A 20,697-nucleotide genomic window follows, 5' to 3' on the forward strand; every position below is an offset into this window, starting at 1 on the left:
AAAAATAATTACTTATTTGACAAATGTCAATATTATCATAAAATTCGATAAGTTATTGATAAGAGTAAAGCTAAATTCTTTAATAAAAGAAAATTGTTTGTTAAATTTACCACGCAAAAAATGGCTAATTAATTTAGCTAGATAATTATATTTTTTAAACTGAATTTTGATCATGACAAAAATAGCATCCAAGATTATTTATACGAAAACAGACGAGGCACCAGCTTTAGCAACTTATTCATTTTTACCAATTGTAGAGGCATTCTCAGCTTCTTCAGGAATTGAAATGGAAACAAGAGATATCTCTTTAGCTGGAAGAATTATTGCAACTTTCCCAGAGTTTTTATCAGAAGAACAAAGAATCAACGATGATTTAAAATATTTAGGAGAATTAGCTAAAACTCCAGAAGCTAATATCGTAAAACTACCAAATATCAGTGCTTCTATTCCTCAGTTAACAGCTGCAATTAAAGAATTACAAGCTCTTGGATATGCTTTACCAGATTACCCAACTTCTCCTGCTACGGATGAAGAAAAAGCAATCAAAGCTCGTTATGACAAAATTAAAGGATCTGCAGTAAACCCAGTTTTACGTGAAGGAAACTCTGACAGAAGAGCTCCTAAAGCAGTGAAGAATTATGCTAGAAAACACCCACATAGTATGGGAGCTTGGTCAGCAGATTCTAAATCACACGTTGCAAGCATGGGAGAAAATGATTTCAGATCAAGTGAGCAATCAGTTACTGTAGAAAAAGCGACAGATGTAAAAATCGTTTTCGAAGGAGTAAATGGAGAAGAGAAAGTATTAAAACCACAAGTTTCTCTTTTAGATGGTGAAGTAATTGATGCTACAAGGTTAAGTAAAAATGCATTAATTTCTTTCTTAGAAACACAAATCGAAGATGCAAAGAAAGAGGATGTATTATTTTCTTTACACATGAAAGCTACGATGATGAAGGTTTCAGATCCAATTATTTTTGGACACGCTGTAGAAGCTTTCTTCAAGCCAGTTTTTGAAAAACACAATGATACTTTCAAAGAATTAGGAGTAAATGTAAGAAACGGATTTGGAGATTTAGTATCTAAAATCGAAAACTTAGACGAAGCTAAGAAAAACGAAATTAAAGAAGATATCAACGCTTGTATGGCAGATCGTCCTGCATTAGCAATGGTAAATTCTGATAAAGGAATTACAAATTTACATGTACCAAGTGATGTAATTATTGATGCTTCTATGCCAGCAATGATTCGTACTTCTGGACAAATGTGGAATGCTGAAGGAAAACAACAAGATACAAAAGCTGTAATTCCAGATAGTAGTTATGCTGCTGTTTACCAAGAGACAATTGATTTCTGTAAAGAAAACGGAGCTTTCGATCCAACTACAATGGGAACTGTACCAAACGTAGGATTAATGGCACAAAAAGCTGAAGAATACGGATCTCACGATAAAACTTTCGAAATTCCTGGAGAAGGAACTGTAAAAGTTATCGATGCTGAAGGAAACGTATTAATGTCTCATAAAGTTGAGGAAGGTGATATCTGGAGAATGTGTCAGACAAAAGATTTACCAATCCAAGACTGGGTTAAATTAGCTGTAAACCGTGCAAGAGCTACAAATACACCAGCAGTTTTCTGGTTAGATGAAACTAGAGCTCACGATGCTGAATTAATCAAAAAAGTAAACACTTATTTACCACAACACGATACAGAAGGGTTAGAAATCTTAATTCTTGCTCCAGCTGAAGCTACTCGTTATACTTTAGCTAGATTAAAAGATGGAAAAGATACGATTTCTGTAACTGGAAATGTATTAAGAGATTACTTAACAGATTTATTCCCAATCTTAGAAGTTGGTACATCTGCAAAAATGCTTTCTATCGTTCCATTAATGAACGGAGGAGGTTTATTTGAAACAGGAGCTGGAGGTTCTGCACCAAAGCACGTACAACAATTTGAGTCTGAAAACCATTTAAGATGGGATTCATTAGGAGAGTTCTTAGCATTAGCTGTTTCTTTTGAGCACTTAGGAACTACAACTGACAATGCTAAAGCTTTAGTTTTATCTGAAACTTTAGATAATGCAACAAGTACTTTCTTAGAAAATGATAAATCTCCTTCTAGAAAAGTAAATGAATTAGACAACAGAGGTTCTCACTTCTATTTAGCTTTATACTGGGCAGAAGAATTAGCGAAGCAAGATAAAGATGCTGAGTTAAAAGCACACTTCGCTGGATTAGCTGAAGAGTTAAAAGCAAATGAGGAAGCAATCGTTGCTGAATTAAACGGAGCTCAAGGTGTGGAAATGAATATCGGAGGATATTACAAACCAAACCAAGAGTTAGCTGCTAAAGCTATGCGTCCAAGTGAAACTTTCAATAAAGTATTAGCTAATTTAAACGCTTAATAAAGAGTTTAAAATAACATAAATAGAAAAAGAGATAGATATACATCTATCTCTTTTTTGTTTTATTAAAATTGACTTATAAAAAAACAGGATTCAAATTAAATTTTGAATCCTGTTTTAAATTTATACACTTAATGGTATAATAAATAATTATTATATGTCCTCTAAAAATTATTTTCCTTCAGCATATCTTCTAGAAACTTCTTCCCAGTTGATTACATTAAAGAATGCATTAATGTAGTCAGGTCTTCTGTTTTGGTAGTTTAAGTAGTAAGCGTGCTCCCAAACGTCTAATCCTAAGATTGGAGTTCCTCCACACCCGATTTCTGGCATTAATGGATTATCTTGGTTTGCAGAAGAACAAACTTCTACTTTTCCACCTTTTTGTACACATAACCAAGCCCATCCTGATCCGAATCTAGTTGCAGCAGCTTTTGCAAAAGCATCTTTAAAAGCATCAAAAGAACCAAAAGCAGCATCAATTGCTTCTGCTAATTCTCCTGTTGGAGCTCCACCTCCGTTTGGAGACATGATTGTCCAGAATAAAGAGTGGTTGTAGTATCCACCTCCGTTGTTTCTTACAGCTCCGTTAGATAAGTCTAAATTAGCTAAGATATCTTCGATAGATTTTCCTTCTAAATCAGTTCCTGCAATTGCATTGTTTAAGTTATTTGTATATCCTGCATGGTGTTTACCATGGTGAATTTCCATTGTTCTAGCATCAATATTTGGTTCTAATGCGTCGTATGCGTATGGTAATTTTGGTAATTCGAAAGCCATTTTGTTTCTATTTTTTTAAGTTAAACATAAACTATTTCAAAGGTAATGAACAATAATGAATAAAAGAAATTGATTGTTTTGATATTCCTATTATTTTTATTGATAATTAAAAATATAAATCTGAATTTAAGAGTTTTATGAATTATTTCTTTCAAAACTCAAGTTTTCTTGATTTATTTTTTATTCAAAATCTTTGTGATCATCATCGTTTTTCTTCTTACGAGGTTTTTGGTTTGCTTCACTGATTTTGTTTGCTGCAACCATACTCGTTACCAAATTATTCAACATATCACTTGCTGCATTTGGTGTGTTTGGTAAAAGAATCAAATTACTGTTCGTATCTTGTCCAATTGCTTGTAAAGTATCATAGTGTTGTGTAATTACAATTAGAGAAGAAGCTTCTTGAGAATTAATTCCAGCTCTGTTTAAAGTATCTACAGACTCTTCCAATCCACGAGCAATCTCACGTCTTTGGTCTGCAATACCTTGTCCTTGTAAACGTTTGCTTTCTGCTTCTGCTTTTGCTCTTTCTACAATACGGATACGTTGTGCATCTCCTTCAAACTGTGCAGCAACTTTTTCTCTTTCTGCAGCATTAATTCTATTCATCGCATTCTTTACTTGCGAATCCGGATCAATATCTGTTACAAGAGCTTTTACGATGTTGTAACCATAATTCAACATTGCTTCTTTCAATTCTCTTTCAATTGCGATGGCGATATCATCTTTCTTCTCAAAAACATCATCCAAAATCATCTTTGGAACTTCCGCACGAACTACATCAAAAATATATGCTGTAATCTGGTCATGAGGATTTTGAAGCTTATAAAAAGCATCATAAACTTTTTCCTGAGAAATTTTAAACTGAACAGAAATTTTTAGCTGAACGAAAACATTGTCTTTTGTTTTTGTTTCTACCATTACATCTAATTGCTGAATTTTCAACGAAACTCTACCTGCAATTCTATCGATAAAAGGAATTTTGAATTGAAGTCCTGCTTGACGAATAGATCTAAATCTACCAAATCTTTCAATTACGGCAGTAGTTTGTTGTTTCACCATAAATAAACCTGAAACAATAATAAATAGTAAGACAATTACTACGGGTATGTACTGATAATAATCCATATTATTTTATTTTTTGCTTAAAAATACAAAAAAAGCACTTCAAAATAGAAGTGCTTTTAGAATATTTATAGTATTTTGATTAAAAAATTATCCGTTTGTTTGAATTGCATTTTGAATTCTTTCTACAGTATTTTCTTTTCCAATCATTTCAATAATATCAAATAGATGTGGTCCTTTCATTGCTCCAACTAGACTTAAACGAAGAGGCTGCATTACTTTTCCAAATCCAACTTCTTTTGTTCCAATCCATTCCTTCACGATTGATTCTGTATTTGCTGAAGAGAAATCTTCAATTCCTTCGAGAACAGAAATTAATTCTGTCATCAATTCATTGGTTCCTTCTTTCCAGTTTTTCTTTACTCCTTTAGCATCATATTCTGTAGGATTTACAAAGAAGAAATTGCTTAAATCCCATAAATCATTTACAAAAACAGCTCTTTCTTTAATTAATCCAACTACTTTTTCTACGAAATCTTCTGTAGCTTCGATATTATGCTCTTTTAAAATTGGCATAAATAAACCAGCTAATTCTTTATCCGATTTCTTTTGCATGTATTGTTGGTTGAACCATTTTGTTTTGTCTGGACTAAATTTTGCTCCAGCTTTGCTCACTCTTTCTAAAGAAAAAGCTTCTACTAATTCTTCTAAAGAGAAAAGCTCTTGCTCTGTTCCAGGATTCCAACCAAGGAAAGCTAACATATTGATAAAAGCTTCTGAGAAATATCCATCTTCTCTATATCCTCTAGAAACTTCTCCATTTACTTCATTCGTATATTCTAATGGGAAAACAGGGAAACCTAATTTATCTCCATCACGTTTGCTTAATTTTCCTTTTCCAACTGGCTTTAAAATCAATGGTAAATGTGCGAATTTTGGCGCCTCCCATTCAAAAGCTTCGTATAATAAAACGTGTAATGGCATAGAAGGTAACCACTCTTCACCACGAATTACGTGTGTGATTTCCATTAAATGATCATCTACAATATTTGCTAAATGATACGTTGGCATTCCGTCCGACTTAAATAAAACTTTATCATCTAAAGTATTTGTATCAATCGAAATTTCTCCACGAATTTCATCTGAAAGTTTTAAAATTCTATCTGCTGGAGTTTTAAAACGAATCACATATTTTTCTCCTGCTGCAATTTTTGCTTCTACTTCCTCTTTAGAAAGTGCAAGAGAATTGTCTAATTTTTCTCTATTATGATGACTATAACTAAAAGTTTTACCTTTTTCTTCGTGTTCTTTTCTGTGTGCGTCTAAAGCTTCTGCAGAATCAAAAGCATAATAAGCTTTTCCTTCCTCGATTAATCTAAAAGCATAATCTTTATACATCGCTTTACGCTCCGATTGACGGTAAGGACCAAATTTTTCATTTTTCCCTGGACCTTCATCAAAAGGAATTTCACACCAGTTTAAAGAATCAATAATGTACTGTTCGGCATTTGCAACATATCTTGTCTGATCTGTATCTTCAATTCTCAACACAAATGTACCATTGTGCTTTTTTGCAAATAAATAATTAAATAATGCTGTTCTTACACCTCCCATATGTAATGGTCCCGTTGGACTAGGTGCAAATCGTACTCGAACGTCTGTAGTCATGATTTTGATTTTTTTCTGTCGCAAAGATAATGAACTTGTAGAAAGTAATTGATACACTCAATTAAGCTTTTATCAATATTCTATTTGCTTTGTTTTTTTATTTAAGATTAATAAGATTTAGTTACATCTTCATCTACAACTAAGATAAAGTCTGCTTTTTCTTTATTTTCTTTTTTAAACTTATTTACCTCTTTTTGTTCTACAATGGAAATAGTAACAATATTCAGTTCAGGATTATGTTTTTTCAAATACCAATAAATTCCTTCAAAATCGTCAGAATGATAAGAACCATTAAAATGAATAAAAAGTTCTCCTTCTTTTTTATTTTTCAAAATAGAATTTGCCATTGTAGCATCTTTTAAAGCCTGTGCTTTTGGTAAGTTTTCTCCACCATGACCTCCCATCATTTTCAACATATTTTGGTATCCTGGTAAGTTTTTATCATAAGGAATCGGAAGCGGAGCAATCCATTTTTTTTCATCAACCGCTAATGTTTCCAAACCTTCAAATCCTTTTTTATAAACAATACTTGCGTATTTTCTAGGAACATTTGTAGCAATTACTGGAATATTATTTTTTTTAGAAAATTCAATTAATTGTAAATAATCTGTGTCAAAATTATTCCAAGGACGTGCTAAAGAATCAAATTCTTTTTTAGTTAATTTTTCTTCTAAAAAAGCATCCATGGTCGTTTGTGTATCTGTTTCGAACATTTCCATTCCAATAGTCACTTTATTATTTTCCGAAATGTCTTCTAAAATAGAATATTCCAGCCAGTGAGAAATCGGGTTATTGTGGAATTCTCCAACTAAAACAACATCTGCTTTTTTGATTTTTCGAAGCATTTTTTGATAACGAACTTTCTTTCCATTTTCGTTATACAATTTATACACATCTTTTCCTTGTGCATTTCCAATAAGACTAAAAGCTAAAAAACTAACTAGAAGAAATATATTTTTCATAAAATTTATCTTGGTTAAAGAGCAAATGTAAGATAAAATCTATTCTCTTTTTATCAAGACAAACAAATCATTTTCAAGAGCAAGATAGCCTTGATCATAGCAAAAATGATAAACAGTTCCTTTTTTTGTAGTATAAATGGAAGTCAAATAATCAAAGTCAAAACCTTTACTAATTAATTTATGTTTTGAAACCTTTGTTTTTCCAGAAACATTTAGTTCGGATAGAATTTTGTAGTTTTTTCGCAGGCGATTATTGATATTTCGAATGATTTTTTTTCCTTCGATATCTAATCTGTTGTTATAACTGTTTCTACAATAGTCCGAGCAGTATTTTTTATCTATTCTTCCAACAAATGTTTCTTCACAGTTTAAGCACTTTTTCATTCACAATTGATTTTAAATTCTTAGTTTAAAACAAATCTTTAATCCATTTTCCTAAACCAAAAAATATTGCTAACCAAACCAATCCTTTGATAAAGAAAAAAAGAAAGCCTACAAGACCTATTTTTTTCAGCCAATCTTTAACTTTTTTTTGCATGAGGTTGTATTATTAAGAGTCTCTAAAAATAAGAAATAATTGCTTCAAAATCATATTTTAAAGCAATTATTTAGAATTGTTCTATTTAAAAGTTTGTTTCTTAACAATAACCATTTATTATTTTACGGATGCTACGATATTGCTAACCATTCCGTCAAAATCAAAAGCATCTCTTTCTGAGTAACCTAGTCTAACAATCACCATATCTTTACTAGGAATTATGAAAATTCTTTGTCCTTGATATCCATTTGCAGAATACATATCTCTAGGTGAGTTTGGATAGAAACCTCCTTTGTTAATCCAGAATTGTTCACTATATCTATCATCTGATTCTGGAGCTGGTTCTTGTGTATATTTCACCCAAGACTCTTTCAAAATCTGATCTCCATCCCAATTTCCATTATGAAGATATAAAAGACCAAACTTAGCCCAATCTCTCGTTGTAGCCCAACCATATGAAGAAAGAACATAATTTCCGGCACAATCTGTTTCGATAATCATAGAATGCATTCCCATTTTATCGATAAAAGATTTATAAGGAAAATCCATATAATCTTGATACGAATCAAATTGTTTTCTCAAAATTCCAGAAAGAAGATTTGTGGTTCCAGAAGAATAATTGAAAAAATGATTAGGTTTATGTTTTTCACTTTTATTGATTTGAGATTTTGTCATATTTCCAGCTTGAAAAAGCATTTTTGTCACATCAGAAATAGTATTATAATCTTCAACCCATTCCAAACCACTATTCATTTTTAGTAAATCTTTTGTGGTGATTTTTCTTCGATCATCTTTTTGCCATTCTTCTACAGGAGCAGGTTTATGAATATCAAATTTCTTTTCTTTTTGAAGAATTCCAAACATGGTGTTTGTCAAACTTTTTGTCATCGACCAACCTAAAAGACGAGTGTCTTTGTTATATCCTTCCATGTATTTTTCTCCAATAATTTGATCTTTATAAATAACTAAAACTGCTTTTGTTTTTTTAGTTGCAGAATCTAAAGATTCGTCAAAAGCATCTGCGATTGTTTTGTTTAATTTATCATAATCGATATTGGTAAAAGTAGTGTCCTTTGGTTCTAAATTTCCATAAGGGAAAGGCTTTTGGATTGGTGTTAAATTTCTATTCGGAGCATCATTTTTCTCACTTTTAGGAGCATTTTCAGGAAGAAGTACACAACCTAAACCTTCTCTATAAATAGCTTTTCTCTTTTTTAATCCAAAAACTGTAGAAGTAACAGATTTTTCTTTAAAATCAATTTTATTCTTAGCCATTTTAATTGGTGAAAAACCATTGTCTTCAGATTCGATAGATTTTAATTTTCTATCGGCAACAAAAGTACACGAACAAACATTTTTTGCTGCAAAACCTGTAATGATGTTTAATCGAGGATAATTATAGACTACAACTACAATTATTACAGCTATCAGTATGAAAAAAATCATTTTTGCAATTTTCATATTTTAAGAAATCTATTTTGAGTAAATAATTTGATTAATCTTTTAAGAACTGATTTTTTTAGTTCTTATTTTCTTATGTAATTTATAAAAGAAACATAGATAAATCAAGGATAATTAATAATTTAACGGTATTACGTTATTTTATTAGGGTATTTTCTCTTTTATTATCCTCTATATGAAAAAAGTAATGATTTGTTTTATAGTAAATATTTTATGTAGTTTTATTCTTTTAGATACGATTTAATCTTCACAATATGCTCTTTTTTATAGCCTTCGTATCCCCAAATTAATTCTTTTCCTTTGTATAATTGAAAAATTGGATAAAAGTCATTTGGAAAAACACTGCCATCTTTTGGGTTTATGAAAAGATATTTGTCCAAATATCGTTGATGATATCTTTTTATAGTCATTGGGTTTCCAAATTCGGCAACAACAATATTTAATTTCGGAGATTTATCAAAAATTAAAAGGTCTTTCATCGCTTGATTACAATAACCACAACCAACTCCAGCAGTCATTATTAGTGTAAATTCTTTTTCTTCCTTAAAGTATTCTTTAGTATTTAAAACTTCGACAGAAGAGTAATCTGGAATGTATTCAATAGTTCTACAAGATTGTAAACTGAAAGTGAAAATAGCGATGTACAATAATCTTTTTAACATAAAACAAAAAACCTATTAAAACGTAAAAGTATACTTATTTTAATAGGTTTAATAATATTTTGTTTAAAAAAGATTAATCATCGTCGTCATTATCTCCTCCCATTTCTCGAATTAAATAAATATAAACAGGATAATGATCACTATATCCACCTGTATATTGGTTATTCGAATAACTTCGGAAAGGATAACCTTTATATCTTCCTTTTGAATTTGTTAGATAACTTGGGTTAAAAATATGTGCTTCATAGAACTTATAATCATCATAATCTTTATCATCTGTTAATAATTCTCCAGAAATAATTATTTGATCAAAAAGATTGATATTATCTCTATAACCTAAAGAGCTCATTCCTGATTCAAACATATTATAAAAAGGATTGTAAAGTTCTTCATCCTCCACATTTTTAGACCTTTTAGCATCCAAAATATCTTTGATACTTTTATTTGTAGGATCATCGTTAAAATCTCCCATAATCATAATTTTCGCATCATCATCTTCTTCAAGAATCTCATCTACAATTTTTTTGGTTAATGCTGCAGCTTTTTCTCTTAAAGGACTACTTCTTTTTTCTCCACCTCTTCGAGATGGCCAGTGATTAACAATCACATAAACTAATTCGTCATCTAAATATCCTTTTACCATCAATTGATCTCTGGTGTAAATTCTTCTACCATTATCACTCCAGAGTTTTAACTCATAACTTTTATAGTCTACTGGAGAGAAATATTTTTTTTGATAAAGTAGCGCAACATCTACACCTCTTTTATCTGGAGAATCAAAATGAATTATTCCGTAATTTTTTTTCTTTATTCTTTCATTATTTACTAAATCTTGTAAAACACCTTCTGTTTCTAATTCCGAAACTCCCAAGATTACTGGTCCATTTTTATCTTTATCCGTTCCGATTTCAGAAATTACTTGTGCCAGATTATCTATTTTATCCCAATATACTTTTGATGTATATTGATCTTTTCCGGTTGGAGTTCTATCATCGTCATAAGTATCAGGATTGTTAATGGTATCAAATAGATTTTCCAAATTATAAAAAGCTACTGTTCTTATAGAATATTTTTTTCCTGATTTTTGACCAAAAACTTGTATAGATACAAAGCTTAAAACTACACAAATGAATAGGATTTTATTTTTCATTTTTCATTGTTTTAAATGTGTTTTAAAATTATAGATATTTTTTCAATTTTATTTTAAAAAACAATTAAAATTATCTTTTTTTAAATTTATAACAGCTTGTTGTTCAATTAATTATTTAAACGTACCTTTAATTAGCAGTTCTATGAACTCAAGTTTAAATTTTAATTCATGTAACGTAAAAAAAGATGAAAATCAAGTTTATTACATTCAGTATCTTTTTTTGTTTCATGGTATCTTTTATGCACGCCCAATCTGTAATAAGGGGTGTAATAGTAGATAATGAAACAGACTTACCATTAAAAGATGTACAGCTATCCGTTAAAGGATTTACAAAAATTTACACAACAAACGAACAAGGTGTTTTTGAAATTGACAATTTGCCAATTGGAAATCACATGTTAATTATTAATTATGAAGATTATCTGAATCAAAATATTCCCTTTGCAATAAAGGCAGATAATGAAGAGCTAGATTTTGGAATTATCGTTTTAGAAAGAAATTTTGAAGATGATAATGATTTAAGTGTAATTACACTTACAGAAGACGATTTAGATGAAAATGGAAGTGGAGGAACGGAAAATATTTCTGGTTTGTTACAATCATCAAGAGATGCTTTTTTACAGGCAGCAGCTTTTAATATTGGACAAGCAAGATTCCGTGTAAGAGGTTATGATTCCAATCAAGGAACGATTTTGATTAACGGAATTTCGATGAATAAACTTTATGATGGACGTCCACAATGGAATAACTGGGGAGGTTTGAATGATGTTTTTAGAAATCAAACTTATATCAATGGATTACAACCTTCCAGTCAAATTTTCGGAGGAGTCCTTGGAGTTTCAAGTTTTGATACTCGTGCCTCATCGTATAGAAAGCAAACAAAAGTTTCGTATTCTTCTTCAAACAGTAACTATACAGGAAGGGTGATGGCTTCCTATTCTTCAGGTTTACAAAGTAATGGATGGGCTTATGCCGTTTTAGGTTCAGGACGATTTGCTAATGAAGGGTATTTCGAAGGTTCTTATTACGATGCCTGGAGTGGTTTTATTGCAATTGAAAAGAAAATATCAGATAAACATAGCTTAAACCTAACAGCTTTTATAGCGCAAAATAAAAGAGGGAAATCTTCTCCAAATACTCAAGAAGTTTATGATTTAAAAGGATATAAATACAATTCTTACTGGGGAAAACAAGCAGGGGATGATAGAAATTCTAGATATAGAGATATTAATGAACCAACATTTATCTTAAGTCATTATTGGAACTTATCAGATAAGGCTTCTTTAAATACAAATGTTGCTTATCAATTTGGGCACATAGCAAATAGTCGTTTAGGATTTTTTAATGCACCAAATCCAGATCCAACATATTATAAAAAACTACCAAGTTATTTCCTAAGAGACGAGTCAAATCCTGATTATGCAAATGCATATTTAGCATATGAGAATTTTAGAGACTACGGACAAGTTACCTGGGAAGATTATTATGACATCAATATGAATAGATATGATGTAAATGGTAATAGATTAGAAAATTCACTTTATTATCAATATGAAGATAGAGTGGAAGATAATCTATTTTCAGCTTCTTCTATTCTAAATGCAAGTTTAACTAATGATATCATTTTAGATGCAGGAGTTTATTATAAAAATCTAACATCGAACAATTTTGCTAAAATGGTAGACCTTTTAGGAGGTTCTTATTTTATTGATTTAGATCCTTTTGCAGATCCAGGTAAAATGCAAAATAACTTAAATGATCCTAATAGAAAAGTTTATACGGATGATGAATTTTTATACAGTTATGATATAAATGCTTCGACTTTAAATACTTTTGCGCAACTACAATTTCAATATAGCAAAATAGACTTTAATGTTTCAGGTTCTTACACTAATACTTCTTACCAAAGAGATGGTAATTATAGAAATGGAACCTTTGCAGATAATTCTTTTGGAAAAGGAGAAAGACAAACTTTTAATGATTTTGGTGTAAAAGCTGGAGCTACTTATAAAATTACAGGAAGACATTTAATTCTTGGAAATATTGGGTATATCACGCAAGCCCCAAGTATCAGAAATACTTTTGCAAATGCGAGAGTTAATAATACAATTATTCCAAATATTGATAGTGAAAAAATCGCTACAGGAGATATTAGTTACTATTATAGAGCTCCAAAATTTAAAGGAAGAATCACAGGTTATTATACTAAATATCAAGATGGAATAGAAACTTCTTTCTTCTTTGCTCAAGGTTTAAGAGGAGATGATTCTGATTTCGTATCTGAAATGCTTACAGGTGTTGACAGACGTCATATGGGGATGGAATTATCTTTAGAATACGATGTAACTTCTACTATTAAGCTTAAAGGAGCTGTAGCAATGGGTGAATATATCTATGATAATAATCCTAATTTATATTTACAATCTTCGAGTGCGGAACCTTTAATTAGCTATGGTCAAACTTATATTAAGGATTATAAATTAAGTAATGGACCACAAAATGCTTATTCTTTAGGTTTTGAATATAGAGATCCAGATTATTGGTGGGTAGGTGCAAATGCAAATATTGTTTCAAATAATTATTTAGACATAGCACCAGTTTTAAGAACTGAAAACTTCTTTTTAGATTCAGAAGGACTTCCATTTAACGATATCGATGAAAATTTAGCAAAAGAACTTTTAAGACAAGAAAAATTTGATTCTGCTTTCTTAGTAAACCTTCAAGGAGGGAAATCTTGGAAAGTAAATCAATATTATATCGGATTTTTTGCAAGTGTAAATAATGTTTTAGGAGAACTGTATAAGTCAGGAGGATTTGAGCAATCAAGAAATGCAAACTACCAAAGATTAAAAGAAGACAAAGGTAGGCAAACTCCGCTTTTCGGCCCTAAATACTGGTATGGTTACGATACAACCTATTTTTTAAATGTTTATGTAAGACTATAACTAAGAAATCATGAAAAAATTATTTTTATTATTAAGTATAGGATGTTTATTAGCTGTTTTCCAAACATCTTGTGTAAATGACGATGATTATTCAATTCCAAACATCGTAGATCCAAGTATTGATATTAAACCAAATATTACGCTTGATGGAGTAAAACAAATGTATACAGGTTCTCTGATTGAATTTGGTGCAGATTCAGATTTAATTTTCGAAGCTTATGTAGTTTCAAGTGATGAAACAGGAAATATATATAAAGTAATGTATTTACAAGATGATCCTACAGATCCAACACAAGGTATTGCTATCAGTATAGATGCTACAAATACTTATGTGAAATACAATGTAGGAAGAAAAGTATATGTGAAGTTGGCAGGATTATATATGAATGCTTTGAACGGGGTTTTAACTATTGGAGGTTTAAATGGATCAAATGTTGGAAGAATTTCTGAATTTACTTACGAAGATCATTTAGTCAGAACTCCAGAAACAATGATGGTTACGCCAAAATTGATTACAAGTGCTGATTTCTCTCCTGCAATTCATAGTATGTTAGTAAAGTTAGAAGATTACCAATTAATCGAAACACAATTAGGAGATGCTTATGCAAACTACGATAATACTTTTTCTGTAAATAGAACTTTAGTTAGTTGTAGTGGTGGAGAAAATGTTGTGATGAGAAATAGTGGTTTTGCTACTTTCAAGTCACAAACATTCCCAGAGGGAAGAGGTTCTGTTGTAGCTGTATTTAGTGCTTATAATAGTACAAATCAATTATTCATTAGAAGTACAGAAGATGTTCAATTTGAAGGAACAAGATGTAAAGCTCTTTTTGAAGAGAATTTCAGTTCTGTAACAGATAACCAAAAAATTGAACTACCAGGTTGGATTAACTTTACACAAGCTGGAACAAGAGACTGGAATGGAGGGGAATTTAATGATGATAAATATGCTAAATTCTCACCTTTCGGAGCAAATGAACCAGAAAATATTGGTTGGTTAATTACACCAGCAATTGATTTGAATGAAACTACAGATCCATTATTAACTTTTGAAAGTGCTACAGCATATCCTGTAGATGGATTCCAACCTCTTGAAATTTTAGTTTCAACGGATTTTGACGGTACAGAAGCAGGAATTCCTAATGCAACATGGAATGTGTTAAATGCAACTCTAGCAGGGCCTGGAAATAGTAATTTCGAGGTAGTTCCTTCAGGAGAGGTAAGTTTAGCAAGTAATATTTCTGATCAAGTATATATTGCTTATCGATATACAGGTAATTCTGCTGATAATCAATCTCCTTTAATGCAGATTTATAACATCAAAGTATTTGAAAAATAATAGTTTTTTATATTAAAGTTGAATAAGCTGTTTCTTAATTGAAGCAGCTTTTTTTAATTATTTTTTTATTAAATTTGAATAAAAGAAAAAGTAACATTATGAAAATCAGCACAAAAACTTTAAGGATTCTTCCTGTATTTTTAATTCTTATCTATTCTGCAATTATATCTATTTTTGATTTAAGCTTTAAAGTTGAGATGACAATTATTTGGTCATTTATTGCTTTAAGTTTAGTCTCATTAGGGTATTTATATAAAAATGTATTTTCTCAAAAAGAAAAGAAACAAAAACTGATTCAACTTTCGTTTGCAATTGTTTCTCTAATTGGAGTTTTACTTTTTCAAGTTTATAGATAATTCTATTATTTAAAGAAAATTTCATTCTATAAATAATAGATTGAAGACAGATATAACTTTAAATATTAATTTATACCATAAAAAAATCCAGACACCTCAAAGTATCTGGATTTTTTAGATAAAATAATATAAAATTATAAATCAAATTCTAAATCCACATTTAGTTTCTTAGCAATGATTTGATTTACTTTTTGTTTTAAAGCTGGTATTTTTACATTCTGTAATGCTTCATTTGCGAAAGCATACATCAATAAAGCCTTAGCATTTTCTTTTCCAATTCCTCTTTGTTGCATGTAGAACAATGCACTTTCGTCTAATTGTCCAATAGTACAACCGTGAGAACATTTTACATCATCAGCAAAAATTTCTAACTGAGGTTTTGCATTAATTGTTGCAGAATCTCCAATTAAGATATTGTTGTTTTGCTGGAATGCATTTGTTTTTTGAGCTTCTTTATCTACAATTACTTTTCCGTTGAAAACTCCTGTAGCTTTATCGTCAAAAATTCCTTTGTACATTTCGTGACTCTCACAGTTTGGTTGTTTATGGTGAACCAAAGTATGATTATCTACTAATTGTTTTCCTCCAAGAATCGAAAGTCCATTTAAGTTAGAAGTAATATGCTCACCTTCGTGATAAAACTCTAAATTATTTCTAGTTAATTTTCCTCCGAAAGAATAAGTATGCACAGAAGCAATACTATCTTGTTTTTGAGATACAAATGTGCTATCGATTAAAGTAGCATTTTCTGTATCATTTTGAAGTTTATAGAAATCTACAATTCCTCTTTTGTGAACAAAAATTTCCGTAACACTATTTGTTAAAGTAACGTTTGTCTCACTTAAATTTTGGTGACGCTCGATGATTTGAACATGAGAATTTTCACCAACAATTACAAGATTTCTTGGTTGTACTAATAATTCTTTTTCAGCTCCAGTAGTGAAGTTTAAAATCTGAATTGCTTTAGGAACAACTGTGTTTTTTGGAATATTGATAAAAGCTCCTTCTTTAGAAAAAGCAGTATTTAAATTGGCTAAGCTCTGATCTTCTTTTGCAATTGTATTAAAATAATTGTCAACGATCATTTTGTATTTAGGCTTAGAAAGTGCTGATGACATCACGCAAATATCTAAACCGTCATGTGTAGCATCAGAAAGAAAAGAGTTGAAAACTCCATCGATAAAAACTAATTTATACGATTCTATTCCGTGTACAAAATATTTTTTTACATCACTCAAATCGATGTTTGAAGCTGCAGCTATTGGAAAAATACTATAGTCATGATTTAATACAGAACGTAAGCTTGTATATTTCCACTCTTCATCCTTTTTTGTTGGGAATCCTTGAGTTTCGAAATTGTTAAGAGCTTTTGTTCTAATATCATGAATACTAGAATCCAAGTCAATGCTTGCATTGTTTTCAAACGCCAAAAATGATGATACTAATTTATCTTTTAATTCCATTACATCTAAATTCAAAGCCATTTTGTTTCCGAGAATTGATTTCCTTTAAAGGTAAATATCAAATCTTTAAAAAACAAAAAAGCATTAACTATTTTTAATCCAATCGTATCCTTTTTCTTCTAATTCTAGAGCTAATTCTTTTCCTCCAGACTTAACGATTTTTCCATCGTGTAAAACGTGAACAAAATCAGGAACGATATAATCTAATAATCTTTGGTAGTGCGTAATTACGATTACAGCATTATCCTCAGACTTTAATTTGTTTACTCCATTTGCAACAATACGTAATGCATCGATATCTAAACCAGAATCTGTCTCATCTAAGATTGCTAATTTAGGCTCTAACATTGCCATTTGGAAAATCTCGTTTCTTTTCTTCTCTCCTCCAGAAAATCCTTCGTTTAATGAACGAGATAAGAATTTACGATCAATTTCTAATAATTCTGATTTCTCACGAATCGTCTTTAACAAATCTTTCGCTGGCATTTCTTCCAACCCTTTTGCTTTTCTCGTTTCGTTGATTGCAGATTTGATGAAGTTTGTAACGGTTACACCTGGAATTTCAACAGGATATTGAAATGATAAAAATATACCTTTGTGTGCTCTTTCTTCTGGAGCTAATTCGATGATATCTTCATCATCTAAGATGATTTCTCCTTCTGAAACTTCATAATCTTCTCTTCCAGCAATAACAGAAGATAAAGTACTTTTCCCAGCACCATTTGGTCCCATGATTGCGTGTACTTCTCCTGGTTTTACTTCTAAGTTAATCCCTTTTAGGATTTCTTTTTCGTTAATACTTGCGTGTAGATTGTTAATTTTTAACATCGTTATATATTTTTATCCTACAGATCCTTCTAAACTAATTTCTAATAATTTTTGTGCTTCTACAGCGAACTCCATTGGAAGTTTATTCAATACTTCTTTACTAAACCCGTTTACAATTAATGCAATCGCTTTTTCCGTATCGATTCCTCTTTGGTTACAATAGAATAATTGATCTTCACCAATTTTACTTGTAGTTGCCTCGTGCTCGATTTGAGCCGTTTTATTTTTTGCTTCAATATATGGGAAAGTGTGAGCTCCACATTCATTACCCATTAATAAAGAATCACATTGAGAGAAGTTACGTGCATTTTCAGCTCTTGCTCCAATTTGCACTAATCCTCTATAACTATTTTGAGATTTTCCAGCAGAAACTCCCTTAGAAATAATCGTACTCTTCGTATTTTTTCCTAAGTGAATCATTTTTGTACCTGTATCTGCTTGTTGGAAATGGTTTGTTACCGCTATTGAATAAAATTCTCCAACAGAATTATCTCCTTTTAATACACAAGAAGGGTATTTCCAAGTTACAGCTGAACCTGTTTCTACTTGTGTCCAAGAAATTTTTGCATTTTTCTCACAAAGACCTCTTTTTGTTACAAAGTTGAAAACTCCTCCGTTTCCTTCTGCGTCTCCTGGGAACCAGTTTTGTACAGTTGAATATTTGATTTCAGCGTCATCTAAAGCAATTAATTCAACTACAGCAGCGTGTAATTGGTTTTCATCTCTTTGTGGCGCCGTACATCCTTCTAAGTAACTTACATAACTTCCTTCATCAGCAATTACTAAAGTACGCTCAAATTGTCCTGTTCCTCCTTCGTTAATTCTAAAGTATGTAGAAAGTTCCATTGGACATCTTACACCTTTTGGAATATAACAGAAAGAACCATCTGAGAATACTGCTGAGTTTAAAGCTGCATAGAAGTTATCTGTTTTAGGAACAATTGATCCTATATATTTTTTTACTAATTCTGGGTGATTTTGAATTGCTTCAGAAATAGAACAGAAGATAATACCTTTTTCAGCTAAAGTTTCTTTGAAAGTAGTTGCAACAGAAACAGAATCCATTACGATATCTACTGCTACTCCAGCTAGTTTCTTTTGCTCATCAATAGAAATCCCAAGCTTTTTGAAAGTTTCTAATAATTCTGGATCTACTTCATCCAAACTTTCATATTTGTCTTTTTTCTTAGGCGCAGAATAATAACTTAAATCCTGAAAATTAGGTTTTTCATAAGTTACGTTGGCCCATTCAGGTTCTTCCATTTCTTGCCAAATGCGGAAAGCTTCTAAACGCCATTCCGTCATCCATTCTGGCTCGTTTTTCTTTTTAGAAATGGCCCTAACGATATCCTCATTCAGTCCTTTCGGGAAAGTCTCTGATTCGATATCGGTATAAAAACCATACTCATATTCTTTATGTTCTAACTCCTTCTTTAAGTCGTCTTCAGTAAACTTATTCATAATGTCGTATAAAAAAGATGCACAAAAGTACTAAATCTTATTTTGTTTATAATGAAAAACTTTCTCCACATCCACATGTTCTGCTAGCATTCGGATTTTGGAATACAAATCCAGTTCCGTTTAAACCACCAGAATACTCTAATGTAGTTCCTACTAAGTAAAGGAAACTCTTTTTGTCTACAATGATTTTTACACCATTATCTTCAAAAACTTTATCGTCTTCACTTTTCGTATTATCAAATTTCAAATCATAGGAAAGTCCGGAGCAACCACCACTTTTCACACCAACTCTTACGTAGTCTGTTTCGGGGTTGAAACCGTCATCAGTCATCAATTCAATGACTTTCTTTTTAGCTGTATCTGAAACTTTTATCATAATTTATATGTAGATTAAATCTAATTTTCTTTGCAAAGGTATCATATTTATATGATATTTATCATGTTTAATATATTAATATAATTAATATTGCGATAGTTATCATCTATGAAAGTGTATCTTTGCAAAGTAAATCAATAACAAATTATTATGAAAAGACTCTTACCTTTTATTTTGTTTTTAAGCGTAATTTTAACAAATGCGCAGGAAAGTTCCGATCGAATTTCTCTTTTATTCATTGGGGATTTTATGGGACATATGGATCAAATAAATGCTGCTTATAATAAACAGACAAAAACTTATGATTACACAGATTGTTTCAAATACATCAAAGAAACTTTATCTGAGCCAGACTTGGCTATCGGAAATCTGGAAGTAACTCTTGGAGTAACGCCTTATTCTGGATATCCACAATTTAGTTCTCCAGCTTCTTATGCTTCGGCCATTAAAGAATCGGGAGTTGATGTATTAATGACTGCTAACAATCATTCTTGTGATAAAAGAAAAAAAGGAGTAGAAAGAACCATTTCTATCCTAGATTCTTTAGAAATTCCACATACAGGAACTTTTATCAATAATGAAGTAAAGAAAAAAACTTCTCCTTTAATTATTGAGAAAAATGGATTCAAAATTGCCATTATCAACTTTACTTATGGAACAAATGGAATTCCTCCAACAAAACCAAATGTGGTAAATTATTTAGACCAAAAAACAGTAAAAGCAGATATTGCAAAAGCTAAAGAAGCAAACGCAGATCAGATCATTGCTTTTGTTCACTGGGGGATTCAATATAAAGACATGCCTTCTAAAAATCAGAAAGAATGGTATGATTTATTTAAAAGAGAAGGAATTAACATGGTGATCGGTGCGCATCCGCATGTTTTACAACCTATGGTTTTTGATAAAGAAAGTGGTAACTTTGTAGCCTATTCTTTAGGTAACTTTGTCTCGCATCAAAGAACTTTTCCTAGAGATGGTGGAGCAGTTTTAAAAATAGATTTAGTAAAAAAAGACAACAAAACAGTTATAGATAAAGCTGAATATAAGCTAACTTGGGTGTATGAGCCAATAGAAAATGGACAAAAACAATATTATATTTTACCAGTTTCTGATTTTGAAGAAAAACCAAAATTCTTTAAAAGAAAAACAGATTATGATAAAATGATACGTTTTACAAAACATGCAAGAACTTTATTGGGTGAGAATAACAAAAATGTTGAGGAATATAAATAAACG

The 20,697-nt window shown here is 30.8% G+C and carries 18 protein-coding genes; 5 read left to right on the forward strand and 13 right to left on the reverse strand.

What is annotated here, in order from left to right; genetic code table 11:
• Positions 1–172 precede the first annotated feature (172 nt).
• A complete protein-coding gene (locus I0K12_RS04385) occupies positions 173–2,407 on the forward strand; it encodes an NADP-dependent isocitrate dehydrogenase (RefSeq protein WP_196885676.1) in 2,235 nt (744 codons plus the stop codon).
• Between the two features lie 171 nt (positions 2,408–2,578).
• Here the strand turns inward: I0K12_RS04385 and I0K12_RS04390 are convergent, their stop codons facing one another.
• From I0K12_RS04390 to I0K12_RS04425, 9 genes are all read right to left on the reverse strand, one after another.
• Positions 2,579–3,187, reverse strand: coding sequence for a superoxide dismutase (locus tag I0K12_RS04390; RefSeq protein ID WP_196885677.1), 609 nt, complete (start codon positions 3,185–3,187; stop codon positions 2,579–2,581).
• 180 nt (positions 3,188–3,367) lie between these two features.
• Positions 3,368–4,315 (reverse strand): SPFH domain-containing protein, encoded by a 948-nt coding sequence (locus tag I0K12_RS04395; protein ID WP_196885678.1) that lies wholly within the window; start codon positions 4,313–4,315, stop codon positions 3,368–3,370.
• An 87-nt stretch (positions 4,316–4,402) separates the two neighbouring features.
• Positions 4,403–5,920: a glutamate--tRNA ligase gene (gene gltX / locus I0K12_RS04400; RefSeq protein ID WP_196886137.1), complete on the reverse strand. Its 1,518-nt coding sequence runs from the start codon at positions 5,918–5,920 to the stop codon at positions 4,403–4,405.
• A gap of 107 nt (positions 5,921–6,027) precedes the next feature.
• The gene (locus tag I0K12_RS04405; RefSeq protein WP_196885679.1) at positions 6,028–6,882 is read right to left on the reverse strand and encodes a ChaN family lipoprotein; all 855 of its coding nucleotides are present in this window, start codon (positions 6,880–6,882) and stop codon (positions 6,028–6,030) included.
• A 39-nt stretch (positions 6,883–6,921) separates the two neighbouring features.
• Positions 6,922–7,266, reverse strand: coding sequence for a hypothetical protein (locus I0K12_RS04410; RefSeq protein WP_196885680.1), 345 nt, complete (start codon positions 7,264–7,266; stop codon positions 6,922–6,924).
• Between the two features lie 25 nt (positions 7,267–7,291).
• Positions 7,292–7,420, reverse strand: a complete 129-nt coding sequence (locus I0K12_RS22095) for a hypothetical protein (RefSeq protein WP_255552870.1) — start codon at positions 7,418–7,420, stop codon at positions 7,292–7,294.
• A gap of 117 nt (positions 7,421–7,537) precedes the next feature.
• Complete coding sequence (locus I0K12_RS04415; RefSeq protein ID WP_196885681.1) at positions 7,538–8,881, reverse strand: serine hydrolase domain-containing protein; 1,344 nt, start codon at positions 8,879–8,881, stop codon at positions 7,538–7,540.
• Between the two features lie 221 nt (positions 8,882–9,102).
• The gene (locus I0K12_RS04420; protein ID WP_196885682.1) at positions 9,103–9,543 is read right to left on the reverse strand and encodes a hypothetical protein; all 441 of its coding nucleotides are present in this window, start codon (positions 9,541–9,543) and stop codon (positions 9,103–9,105) included.
• A gap of 73 nt (positions 9,544–9,616) precedes the next feature.
• Complete coding sequence (locus tag I0K12_RS04425) at positions 9,617–10,693, reverse strand: endonuclease/exonuclease/phosphatase family protein (protein WP_196885683.1); 1,077 nt, start codon at positions 10,691–10,693, stop codon at positions 9,617–9,619.
• A 239-nt stretch (positions 10,694–10,932) separates the two neighbouring features.
• Between I0K12_RS04425 and I0K12_RS04430 the strand changes: the two genes are divergently transcribed.
• The 3 genes from I0K12_RS04430 to I0K12_RS04440 all read left to right on the forward strand — a co-directional run bounded on the left by I0K12_RS04430 (position 10,933) and on the right by I0K12_RS04440 (position 15,333).
• On the forward strand, positions 10,933–13,638 hold the full coding sequence (locus I0K12_RS04430; protein ID WP_231372701.1) for a TonB-dependent receptor: 2,706 nt from the start codon (positions 10,933–10,935) through the stop codon (positions 13,636–13,638).
• 10 nt (positions 13,639–13,648) lie between these two features.
• Positions 13,649–14,977 (forward strand): DUF5689 domain-containing protein, encoded by a 1,329-nt coding sequence (locus I0K12_RS04435; RefSeq protein ID WP_196885685.1) that lies wholly within the window; start codon positions 13,649–13,651, stop codon positions 14,975–14,977.
• Positions 14,978–15,075: 98 nt separating this feature from the next.
• Positions 15,076–15,333: a hypothetical protein gene (locus tag I0K12_RS04440; protein ID WP_196885686.1), complete on the forward strand. Its 258-nt coding sequence runs from the start codon at positions 15,076–15,078 to the stop codon at positions 15,331–15,333.
• 134 nt (positions 15,334–15,467) lie between these two features.
• On the opposite strand, the gene sufD is transcribed toward I0K12_RS04440, so the two are convergent.
• From sufD to I0K12_RS04460, 4 genes are all read right to left on the reverse strand, one after another.
• Positions 15,468–16,796 (reverse strand): Fe-S cluster assembly protein SufD, encoded by a 1,329-nt coding sequence (gene sufD, locus I0K12_RS04445; RefSeq protein WP_196886138.1) that lies wholly within the window; start codon positions 16,794–16,796, stop codon positions 15,468–15,470.
• 84 nt (positions 16,797–16,880) lie between these two features.
• Complete coding sequence (sufC, locus tag I0K12_RS04450) at positions 16,881–17,624, reverse strand: Fe-S cluster assembly ATPase SufC (RefSeq protein WP_196885687.1); 744 nt, start codon at positions 17,622–17,624, stop codon at positions 16,881–16,883.
• 12 nt (positions 17,625–17,636) lie between these two features.
• Positions 17,637–19,085: a Fe-S cluster assembly protein SufB gene (sufB, locus tag I0K12_RS04455; RefSeq protein WP_196885688.1), complete on the reverse strand. Its 1,449-nt coding sequence runs from the start codon at positions 19,083–19,085 to the stop codon at positions 17,637–17,639.
• 46 nt (positions 19,086–19,131) lie between these two features.
• Positions 19,132–19,461, reverse strand: a complete 330-nt coding sequence (locus I0K12_RS04460; RefSeq protein ID WP_196885689.1) for a HesB/IscA family protein — start codon at positions 19,459–19,461, stop codon at positions 19,132–19,134.
• A gap of 150 nt (positions 19,462–19,611) precedes the next feature.
• On the opposite strand from I0K12_RS04460, the gene I0K12_RS04465 reads away from it, so the two are divergent.
• Positions 19,612–20,694, forward strand: coding sequence for a CapA family protein (locus I0K12_RS04465; RefSeq protein WP_196885690.1), 1,083 nt, complete (start codon positions 19,612–19,614; stop codon positions 20,692–20,694).
• Positions 20,695–20,697: the final 3 nt, after the last annotated feature.

This window comes from Aureivirga sp. CE67 (assembly GCF_015767245.1).
Classification (GTDB): Bacteria; Bacteroidota; Bacteroidia; order Flavobacteriales; family Flavobacteriaceae; genus Aureivirga.

What these genes read in the sequence shown, in the direction of transcription:
- I0K12_RS04385 (WP_196885676.1), top strand. Translation starts at nt 173, where the DNA reads ATGACAAAAATAGCATCCAAGATTATTTATACGAAAACAGACGAGGCA.
- I0K12_RS04390 (WP_196885677.1), bottom strand. Translation starts at nt 3,187, where the DNA reads ATGGCTTTCGAATTACCAAAATTACCATACGCATACGACGCATTAGAA.
- I0K12_RS04395 (WP_196885678.1), bottom strand. Translation starts at nt 4,315, where the DNA reads ATGGATTATTATCAGTACATACCCGTAGTAATTGTCTTACTATTTATT.
- gltX (WP_196886137.1), bottom strand. Translation starts at nt 5,920, where the DNA reads ATGACTACAGACGTTCGAGTACGATTTGCACCTAGTCCAACGGGACCA.
- I0K12_RS04405 (WP_196885679.1), bottom strand. Translation starts at nt 6,882, where the DNA reads ATGAAAAATATATTTCTTCTAGTTAGTTTTTTAGCTTTTAGTCTTATT.
- I0K12_RS04410 (WP_196885680.1), bottom strand. Translation starts at nt 7,266, where the DNA reads ATGAAAAAGTGCTTAAACTGTGAAGAAACATTTGTTGGAAGAATAGAT.
- I0K12_RS22095 (WP_255552870.1), bottom strand. Translation starts at nt 7,420, where the DNA reads ATGCAAAAAAAAGTTAAAGATTGGCTGAAAAAAATAGGTCTTGTAGGC.
- I0K12_RS04415 (WP_196885681.1), bottom strand. Translation starts at nt 8,881, where the DNA reads ATGAAAATTGCAAAAATGATTTTTTTCATACTGATAGCTGTAATAATT.
- I0K12_RS04420 (WP_196885682.1), bottom strand. Translation starts at nt 9,543, where the DNA reads ATGTTAAAAAGATTATTGTACATCGCTATTTTCACTTTCAGTTTACAA.
- I0K12_RS04425 (WP_196885683.1), bottom strand. Translation starts at nt 10,693, where the DNA reads ATGAAAAATAAAATCCTATTCATTTGTGTAGTTTTAAGCTTTGTATCT.
- I0K12_RS04430 (WP_231372701.1), top strand. Translation starts at nt 10,933, where the DNA reads ATGCACGCCCAATCTGTAATAAGGGGTGTAATAGTAGATAATGAAACA.
- I0K12_RS04435 (WP_196885685.1), top strand. Translation starts at nt 13,649, where the DNA reads ATGAAAAAATTATTTTTATTATTAAGTATAGGATGTTTATTAGCTGTT.
- I0K12_RS04440 (WP_196885686.1), top strand. Translation starts at nt 15,076, where the DNA reads ATGAAAATCAGCACAAAAACTTTAAGGATTCTTCCTGTATTTTTAATT.
- sufD (WP_196886138.1), bottom strand. Translation starts at nt 16,796, where the DNA reads ATGGAATTAAAAGATAAATTAGTATCATCATTTTTGGCGTTTGAAAAC.
- sufC (WP_196885687.1), bottom strand. Translation starts at nt 17,624, where the DNA reads ATGTTAAAAATTAACAATCTACACGCAAGTATTAACGAAAAAGAAATC.
- sufB (WP_196885688.1), bottom strand. Translation starts at nt 19,085, where the DNA reads ATGAATAAGTTTACTGAAGACGACTTAAAGAAGGAGTTAGAACATAAA.
- I0K12_RS04460 (WP_196885689.1), bottom strand. Translation starts at nt 19,461, where the DNA reads ATGATAAAAGTTTCAGATACAGCTAAAAAGAAAGTCATTGAATTGATG.
- I0K12_RS04465 (WP_196885690.1), top strand. Translation starts at nt 19,612, where the DNA reads ATGAAAAGACTCTTACCTTTTATTTTGTTTTTAAGCGTAATTTTAACA.